Genomic DNA, 6000 nt, shown 5'->3' with positions numbered 1-6000 from the left:
TTGCACCGATTCGTATCCGAGGCCCTTGAGACGGCAAATGTGGAATTGCCCTGATCCCGGACGAAGACATGACGTGCGGGCCGCATCGGGATAAGATGCGCGGCTCAACGCAGACACTTGCCGGAGTTCTCCATGTCCGTCATCCGCCAGGAAGACCTGATCCAGAGCATTGCCGATGCCTTTCAGTTCATCAGCTACTATCATCCCCAGGACTATATCCAGGCCCTGAGCGCCGCCTACGAGCGCGAGCAATCCCCCGCGGCCCGGGATGCCATGGCCCAGATCCTGATCAACTCCCGCATGTGCGCCGAAGGCCGGCGCCCCATGTGCCAGGACACCGGCATCGCACTGGTCTTTCTCAAGGTGGGCATGGACGTGCGCTGGGAGGCGGACATGAGCCTGCAGGCCATGGTGGACGAAGGGGTCAGACGGGCCTATCAACACCCGGACAACCCCCTGCGGGCCTCGGTGCTGCTGGACCCGGCCGGTGAGCGCAAAAATTCCCGCGATAACACCCCGGCGGTGGTCCATATGGAGATCGTGCCCGGGGATCACGTGGAAGTGATCTGCGCCGCCAAGGGCGGCGGTTCCGAGAACAAGTCCAAGCTGGCCATGCTCAACCCCTCCGACTCCATCGTCGACTGGGTCCTCAAGACCGTGCCTACCATGGGCGCCGGCTGGTGCCCACCGGGCATCCTGGGCCTGGGCATCGGCGGCACACCGGAAAAGGCCATGCTGCTGGCCAAGGAATCCCTCATGGCCCCGGTGGATATCCATGAACTGATGGCCCGTGGCCCGCAGAACCGGGTGGAGGAACTGCGCCTGGAACTGTACGAGAAGGTCAATGCCCTCGGCATCGGCGCCCAGGGACTGGGCGGCCTGACCACGGTGCTGGACGTGAAGATCCTGGACTACCCCACCCATGCGGCTTCCCTGCCCGTGGCCATGATCCCCAACTGTGCCGCCACCCGTCATGTGCATTTCCACCTGGACGGCAACGGCCCGGCGGTCCTTACGCCACCCTCCCTGGAGGACTGGCCGCAACTGGACTACGACGCCTCCAAGGGCAAGCGGGTGAACCTGGACACCATCACCCGAGAGGAAGTGGCCAGCTGGCAGCCGGGCGATGTGCTGCTGCTCAACGGCCGCCTGCTCACCGGCCGGGATGCCGCCCACCAGCGGCTGACCCGGATGCTGGACGAGGGCAAGTCCCTGCCAGTGGATTTTGCCAACCGCTTCATCTACTACGTGGGTCCGGTGGACCCGGTGCGGGATGAGGTCATGGGTCCGGCCGGTCCCACCACCGCCACCCGCATGGACAAATTCACCCGCCAGATGCTGGAACAGACCGGCCTGCTGGGCATGGTCGGCAAGGCGGAACGGGGACCGGCGGCCGTGGCCGCCATCAAAGACAACCAGGCAGTCTATCTCATGGCCGTGGGCGGCGCCGCCTACCTGGTTTCCAAGGCCATCCAGGCCTCCCGCGTGGTGGCCTTCGAGGACCTGGGCATGGAAGCCATCTACGAGTTCGAGGTCAAGGACATGCCCGTGACCGTGGCGGTGGACAGCCAGGGCACCTCGGTGCATGAAACCGGGCCGCGGGAGTGGCGAGGTCGTATCGGCAAGATCCCCGTCGTGGAAGCTTGACCAAAAGCCGATGTCCCTGTCCGGGGATGGACAGGGACTGCGTCCATCCCTGCGGGATACGGACAACGGCTATGGTGCATCCGGCGGCGGTCCTTCCGCCAGCCCGTAGAACCTCGCCACCCGCACCGCAAAATCGTAGATGGGCTGCGGCGATGCCGCGTCGGGCATGCCGTTGATGATCTTGCGCCCGTCCCGCAGGTTCAGGCAGACCACATAGCGGTGCCCCCGGTTGAAGGGATAACGCTCGATGCTGATGCGCTCCACGCCGGCCAGGGCATGTTCCAGATACTGACTGCGGCCAAAAGGCCGCCAGTGCTGAATACTGACCTTGGCCGGTGAATGCTGGAAACGATAGGCGGACACGGGCGACAACCGCCACAGGGAGGCGAGCAGCATCCCCACCAACACCAGCAGCACCGCCAGGCTGGCCATGGGCGGGACATACCCCCCCACAAACTCCCGGGCGAAGAAACTGCCGTAGACCACCAACGCAACGATGGGCAACCCCAGGATCAGGACTGCCATGGGATCCCAATGACGAATGATCATCGAGACGCGATCTCGTGCATGGCCTTGTCGATATCCGGATACAGGAACTCATATCCTGCCTCCAGCAATTTGCCACCCGAGATGGTCTGTGAGTCCAGTACCACAGTGGACATCTCACCCAGGGCCGTGCGCAGCATGAAGGCCGGCGCCGCCACCACGGCGGGTCTGCCCAGGGCATGGCCCAGGGACTTGGAGAATTCCCGGTTGCTCACCGGTTCGGGCGCCACGGCATTGTAGACACCGAACATGGCGTCATCGGTGAGGGCACGAGTGATGACGCCGACCACATCCTCCAGGTGAATCCAACTCATGATCTGGCTACCGTCGGAGACGGGGCCGCCCAGGCCCATCTTGAATACCGGCAGCAGCTTTGCGATCACGCCGCCGTCCCGCCCCAGCACCACGCCAAAGCGCAGGATCACCACCCGAGTGCGCTCATGCATGTGGGTGGCTTCCTGCTCCCACTGGCGGCAGATGTCCGGCAGAAATCCGTCGCCTGGCTCACTCTCCTCGGTCAGTCGATCCGGCAGATTGACGGGGTAATAGCCGATGGCGGACGCGGAGACCAGGACCTTACACTGGGGAGCGTGTTCATTGAGGCCCTCCACCAGATGCTGGGTCGGTTCAATGCGCGAGTTGAAGATGCGCTTCTTCTGCTCGGGACTCCAGCGGCGGCTGGCCAGGCTCTCCCCCACCAGGTTCACCGCCCCGTCCACCCCTTCGAAGGCCTCTTCCGGGATGGGAGAACGGGTATTCCACTGGATGAACCGACAGCCTGCGGTACCGAGCTTGCGCCGGGCGTTGGCCGTATTGCGGGTCAGCACCACACATTCATAGTCCTGGGAGACCAGGCGTCTGATCAGGTGGGACCCCACAAAGCCAGTGCCCCCGGTGATGAGGATTTTCATGCCTTCTCCGTTGTTGATCAGTGGCTCGACAGGGCGCGTCGCCCGTCAGTCCTGTTTTTGATTGTCGGATTTTTTCTGTTCCTCGGCGCGTCGACGGTCACGTTCTTCCCGGTCCCGGCGCAGGGAACCAAACTGCCAGACGGCCAGGGCCACCACCCCGCCGATGATCAGCAGGCCTTCAAGCATCTTGAAAGTCGAGGCATCCACGGTATGTCCTCCGGTCATGGGGCGCCACGGGATCGGGCCACGTCCCAGACCTTGAAAACTACGCCCCGGACCGCACCCGGTCAACCGGCGAGCCGTGCTCAGTCCTTGCCCTTGAGCAGGTCCCCCAGGGCCGCGAAGGGATTATGGCTCGCCCCCTTCCCGGCAACGCCGGCACCCCCCGCCCCGCCGCCGTGACCGGACATGGCCTCGGTCAGGCGCTGATGCTCATTGTCATGGCAATACACGCACAGCAGTTCCCAGTTGGAACCATCCTGAGGGTTGTTATCGTGATTATGATCCCGATGATGCACCGTCAACTCACGGACATTGCCGTGATCGAAAGTGCGCCCACAACGCCCGCAGACCCAGGGATACATCTTCAGGGCCTTGGCCCGGTAACCCTGTTCCCGCGTCGCCTGCTCCTTGTGGCTGTTGGCCACGATCTGATCCAGACGCTGCCTGGATGATGAATTTGAAGACATGTCACACCTCGAAAAAATCTGAAATCCGTGCCCGTGGCAGTTACCGATCTCGTCCTGCCGTTGCCTCGGGACGCCCCATGCCCAGCATACGCCAGATCCAGCCATCCGGGCGATTGTCGCCGGTCACAAGATAGCGCAGGGCCCGGTGATCCCGCAGCAGGTGATGCAGATAGTCTGCGGCCCGGGTACGGCCGCAGAGCAGCAGCCGGTCACCGTGCTCGATAAGGGCGTCCTCCGACGGCGTCAGCACCTCTTCCCCCTTCCGGCACAGCATCAGGGGCACGCAGTTGAGAAATGCATAACGTGCCTGTCCGGCCTCCAGTAACCCACCCAGCGTGACCGGAAAGCCCTCGCGGATCAGCGCATGCAACGCCGGAGCCTCCTTGGCCGTAACATGCACTCGCCAGACCTCCGGCACCCGCTCGTCCGTGACCCCACTGATCCGGCTGAGGAGTTCGTTGGCCCAGGCGTCACCGTGGCCCAGACTCAGTTCCAGAAAGCGAGCCAACAGGGGATTGCCCAGGTGGGCCAGGATGGACTCCACGATCATCTCGCTGGAGCGCATGACCAGGGCGGGCTGCGCCGCATGGAACAGATCCTGATTATCGCAATGATTCTGGCGGGCTACCATGAACAGGTCCGGCTTCAGGTCCCGGGCCGTCATGATCACGGAGAGGTTGTTGGTGTCCTGCTCCGTCCCGGCCACCAGGCCCACGGCCTGGTCGATCCCCGCCAGACGCAGGGTATCCGCCTCGGTGCCGCGACCCTCCACGCAGGGGCCGTCGCATCCGGCACTGGACGGGTCGATCTCGATCACCACCGTGCTCAGTCCCTGCGCCACCATGGCCCGCCTCACCGCCTTGCCGAAGCGCCCGAACCCCACCAGGATCCAGGTACCCTTCGGCGGATGCACCGGCTCCTGCAGGCTGGATCCGGGTACGCTGGTCAGCCATTCCCGCAACAGATACAACCCCGGTGAGCGCAGGGCCAGCCCGAGACGCTCACCGAACGCATCAAAGGGGTTGATGATGTGATCGGTGCCGAAGGAGCCCATGTTGTCCTCGGTGGCCCGGGTATGGGCGCGGCAGATCACCGGCAGATCCGGGTTCAGCAACTTGCTGGTGATGGCGATCTTGAGATTGGCCTCCTCGTCATCGGTCAGGGCCACCACACCCCGGCACAGTGGATGCAAAAGCCCCGAGGCCTTGAGATGTCGCGAGACACTGGCATCCCCCAAAAGTCCCGGCACATGCAGGGTCAGATCCGCCAGTTCCAGGTCATTGATGCGATCCGGGTCATAGTCGATCACCACCGCGTGACGTCCCCGCTGCACCATGGCCCGCACCAGCATGGAGCCGGTATCCCCGTGGCCGCAGACGATGTAGAACGGGTCCTTCATGCGCCGGACGGCCCGATCGAAGGTATGGGAACTGAGTGCCTGCTTGAAGGCCGGATCCTGGATCAGCGTGAGGATCTTCCCGATGGCATAGAGCCAGGCGATGATAGTGAGATAGATGCTGAAAGTGACCCACATCCGCTGGGCATCGGTGAAGGCGTAGGGCACCTCGCCGAAACCGGTGGTGGTGGCGGTGTAGCTGAGGAAATAGAAGGCGTGGAAGATGCTCATACGCCAGGGCTCGCCCTGGTCGTCCACACCGGGAATCAGCAGCAGGCCGGTACCGGACACCGTATACGCCCCGATCAGCACCAGCAGCGGGGTGCGCATGCGCCTCAGGAACAGGAAGATGACCTTATCCACGGGGCCGTCCCTCGGCGCCGGACTAGCGGCGCAGGTTCACGGTGTCGATGATGACCAGGACCACCGAGACGATGTTGGCCAGAAGGGCCCCCGCCGCCAGCGAGACGATGCTGGCCATGATCACTGCATCCACGCCCGCGGCGCTGACATGGGCCGCATAGCCCCACACCACCCCGGCCACCACCAGCTGCAGCACGGCCACCAGCGAACTGGCCAGCAGCAGCGCCCCGGTCTGGGTGCGGTCACCGAACTTGAGTACGGTGGCAATGAGGTTGACCACGATCACCGCCAGCAGCTCATAGCTGTGGTGATGGTCCGGATTGTCGAACTCCCCCAGGACAAAACCGAAGTTCAGGGTCAGGGCCAGAAGGATGAAGAAGCTGAAGACGACCTTTTCCAGGGACATGGTTCACCGGTGTGGGGAATGGGTGCCGGGTTCGCGGCGGTT

At 63.8% G+C, this 6000-nt stretch carries 7 protein-coding genes; 1 reads left to right on the top strand and 6 read right to left on the bottom strand.

Annotated features, from left to right (window positions below):
* The first annotated feature begins 132 nt into the window (after window positions 1–132).
* Entirely contained in the window at window positions 133–1647 is a 1515-nt protein-coding gene (locus LQ956_RS14100) for a fumarate hydratase (RefSeq protein ID WP_238623433.1), read from the top strand.
* A 69-nt stretch (window positions 1648–1716) separates the two neighbouring features.
* On the opposite strand, the gene LQ956_RS14095 is transcribed toward LQ956_RS14100, so the two are convergent.
* The 6 genes from LQ956_RS14095 to LQ956_RS14070 form a co-directional block, all read right to left on the bottom strand.
* Window positions 1717–2172: a hypothetical protein gene (locus LQ956_RS14095; protein WP_238623432.1), complete on the bottom strand. Its 456-nt coding sequence runs from the start codon at window positions 2170–2172 to the stop codon at window positions 1717–1719.
* A gap of 20 nt (window positions 2173–2192) precedes the next feature.
* The gene (locus tag LQ956_RS14090; RefSeq protein ID WP_238623431.1) at window positions 2193–3104 is read right to left on the bottom strand and encodes a TIGR01777 family oxidoreductase; all 912 of its coding nucleotides are present in this window, start codon (window positions 3102–3104) and stop codon (window positions 2193–2195) included.
* Window positions 3105–3149: 45 nt separating this feature from the next.
* Window positions 3150–3311: a hypothetical protein gene (locus LQ956_RS14085; RefSeq protein WP_238623430.1), complete on the bottom strand. Its 162-nt coding sequence runs from the start codon at window positions 3309–3311 to the stop codon at window positions 3150–3152.
* Between the two features lie 98 nt (window positions 3312–3409).
* Window positions 3410–3793: a YajD family HNH nuclease gene (locus LQ956_RS14080; protein WP_238623429.1), complete on the bottom strand. Its 384-nt coding sequence runs from the start codon at window positions 3791–3793 to the stop codon at window positions 3410–3412.
* Between the two features lie 40 nt (window positions 3794–3833).
* Entirely contained in the window at window positions 3834–5519 is a 1686-nt protein-coding gene (locus LQ956_RS14075) for a potassium channel family protein (protein WP_238630259.1), read from the bottom strand.
* Window positions 5520–5574: 55 nt separating this feature from the next.
* On the bottom strand, window positions 5575–5958 hold the full coding sequence (locus LQ956_RS14070; RefSeq protein WP_238630257.1) for a DUF6394 family protein: 384 nt from the start codon (window positions 5956–5958) through the stop codon (window positions 5575–5577).
* Window positions 5959–6000 lie beyond the last annotated feature (42 nt).

This window comes from Ectothiorhodospira lacustris (assembly GCF_022227845.1).
Lineage (GTDB): Bacteria > Pseudomonadota > Gammaproteobacteria > Ectothiorhodospirales > Ectothiorhodospiraceae > Ectothiorhodospira > Ectothiorhodospira lacustris.
This window is presented reverse-complemented; position numbering and strand designations above follow the sequence as displayed.

What these genes read in the sequence shown, in the direction of transcription:
- LQ956_RS14090 (WP_238623431.1), bottom strand. Translation starts at nt 3,104, where the DNA reads ATGAAAATCCTCATCACCGGGGGCACTGGCTTTGTGGGGTCCCACCTG.
- LQ956_RS14080 (WP_238623429.1), bottom strand. Translation starts at nt 3,793, where the DNA reads ATGTCTTCAAATTCATCATCCAGGCAGCGTCTGGATCAGATCGTGGCC.
- LQ956_RS14095 (WP_238623432.1), bottom strand. Translation starts at nt 2,172, where the DNA reads ATGGCAGTCCTGATCCTGGGGTTGCCCATCGTTGCGTTGGTGGTCTAC.
- LQ956_RS14075 (WP_238630259.1), bottom strand. Translation starts at nt 5,519, where the DNA reads ATGCGCACCCCGCTGCTGGTGCTGATCGGGGCGTATACGGTGTCCGGT.
- LQ956_RS14070 (WP_238630257.1), bottom strand. Translation starts at nt 5,958, where the DNA reads ATGTCCCTGGAAAAGGTCGTCTTCAGCTTCTTCATCCTTCTGGCCCTG.
- LQ956_RS14100 (WP_238623433.1), top strand. Translation starts at nt 133, where the DNA reads ATGTCCGTCATCCGCCAGGAAGACCTGATCCAGAGCATTGCCGATGCC.